The sequence below is a fragment of the Cupriavidus phytohabitans genome (assembly GCF_017815025.1).
Taxonomy (GTDB): Bacteria; Pseudomonadota; Gammaproteobacteria; order Burkholderiales; family Burkholderiaceae; genus Cupriavidus.
Genome location: NZ_JAGIQB010000176.1, coordinates 1 through 1,544 on the forward strand (window position 1 = coordinate 1; position 1,544 = coordinate 1,544).

1 pseudogene is annotated in these 1,544 nt (G+C 58.9%); it reads left to right on the forward strand.

What is annotated here, in order from left to right:
- Nucleotides 1–162: 162 nt before the first annotated feature.
- Nucleotides 163–1,257 (forward strand): annotated as a pseudogene (locus J8I34_RS33940) (IS5 family transposase).
- Nucleotides 1,258–1,544: the final 287 nt, after the last annotated feature.

The window sequence follows — 1,544 nt, forward strand, 5'->3', positions numbered from 1 at the left end:
TTCTTGGTCAGCAAGGCCGGCTCGTGCATATCCTTCATACACCCGGCCACTTTCAGCCATTGTGGCCGCGCCGCTAGCAGGCCGCTGAAATACCTCCAGCGGACGTCAGCGCGGGGGCTGGCTGACGCGTTGATCTGAGGGGTCCATCCAATCCAAGATTTCATGCGCGGCGCAGACACCTTCACGGAGAGCTTGTTCACTATGCGGCGGCTGGATGATTTCGTGCCGAAGTCCCATCCGCTGCGCTCGATCCGCACCATGGCCAATCAGGCGCTAGCGAAGATGGACCGGTTGTTCGCGCAGGTGTATGAAGCCGATATCAAGGGTGGCCGGCCCAGCATTGCGCCGGAGAAGTTGCTGCGGGCCATGCTGCTGCAGGTGCTCTACAGCGTGCGGTCAGAGCGGCAGCTCATGGAGTAGACGCAGTACAACCTACTGTTTCGCTGGTTCATTGGCTTGGCCATGGATGATGTGGTCTGGGTGCCCACTGTGTTCAGCAAGAACCGCGAACGGCTGATCAAGCACGATGCAGTGATCGCGTTTTTCAATGAAGTGCTGGCCATCGCGCAGAAGAAGGACTGGCTGTCGGGCGAACACTTCAGCGTGGACGGCACGCTGATTCAGGCGTGGGCAGGCCACAAGAGCTTTGTGCCCAAAGACGGCGGCGACGATGACGACGGCGATAACTTCAAGGGGCGCAAGCGCAGTAACGAGACGCACGAATCCAAGACCGATCCCGAAGCGAGGCTCTATCGCAAAGGCAAGACCGCCAGTGAGTTGCGCTACATGGGCCATACGCTGAGCGACAATCGCCACGGCCTGGTGGTCAGCGCCATGGTGACCAATGCTGACGGATACGCCGAGCGCGAGGCGGCGAAGGTCATGCTCAACGATGCCAGGCAGGTGGCTGAGGACATCGATGTGGAAGTCACCGTGGGCGCGGACAAGGGCTACGACGCGGAGGAGTTCATTCAAGCTTGCCTGGAGATGAAGGTGACCCCGCATGTGGCACAAAACACCTCGGGGCGGCGCTCGGCCGTCCCCGATGACATCGCACGCAACACGGGTTATGCCATCTCGCAGCAGAAGCGCAAGCTGATCGAACAAGGTTTTGGCTGGGCCAAGACCGTTGGGCGCATGCGCCAGGTGATGGTGCGCGGACGGAAGAAGGTCGACCAGATGTTCGTGCTGAGCATGGCCGCCTACAACCTCGTGCGCATGCGTTCGCTGGGACAAATCCGTCCGCAGTTGCAGTAATCGCGGTAAAGAGGCGGGAAACGGGCGCCAAATCACCGAAAAAGTCGATGAAATGACGCCTGGCTTCCGGATTGTGAAAAATGGCGAGCCCTTCAGCCTTGTAGGAGGAAGCTTCGCCTTTTGTGCGGTGAGTACTTCAGCAGCCTGCTAAGCTGCATGTTGATAATAGTTGCCATAGTGTTGCTTTCCGGCACCGCAATTCATCCGATGCTTAGGGAATCGCTGATTAAATCAGCGCGCGAGTCATCGAGGCGTTTGGTGAGCGCGTTGTCATAGGTGTGTCCATG